Source organism: Streptococcus oralis (assembly GCF_001578945.1).
GTDB classification, from domain to species: domain Bacteria; phylum Bacillota; class Bacilli; order Lactobacillales; family Streptococcaceae; genus Streptococcus; species Streptococcus oralis_Q.
Genome location: NZ_KQ969644.1, coordinates 1 through 336, shown reverse-complemented (window position 1 = coordinate 336; position 336 = coordinate 1). Strand labels below are relative to the sequence as shown.

General features: G+C 40.5%; 1 protein-coding gene. It reads right to left on the bottom strand.

Annotated features, from left to right (window positions below; genetic code table 11):
* Nucleotides 1-227: hypothetical protein (locus SORDD16_RS10210; RefSeq protein WP_241734078.1), on the bottom strand; the 227-nt coding region annotated here is incomplete at its 3' end.
* Nucleotides 228-336: the final 109 nt, after the last annotated feature.

The following is a 336-nucleotide window of genomic DNA, read 5'->3' as shown; positions in this document are numbered from 1 at the left end:
TTGGCTGGATCTTTTTGATCTTGACCTTGATCTGGTTTTTGACCTTGATCTTGTCCTTGATCTGGTTTAGCTGGATCTTTCGGATCTTGACCTTGATCTGGTTTTTTGCCTGGATCTGGCGTTGGTGCTGGATCTACTTTCTTATATTCTAGACCTATGTAGTTATATCCTTCTCTGAAACCGAAGTATTTACGCATCATATTATAATCTATGTTATAATCAGGCATCCAGTCGTCCTGATAGGCTATCTTATAACCCTCAATATCTTTGTAAATATTGACAGTTTCACCTGGGTTTAATACCCCCATCTTTCGAGCAGCGATTTCCCCCCCCGTA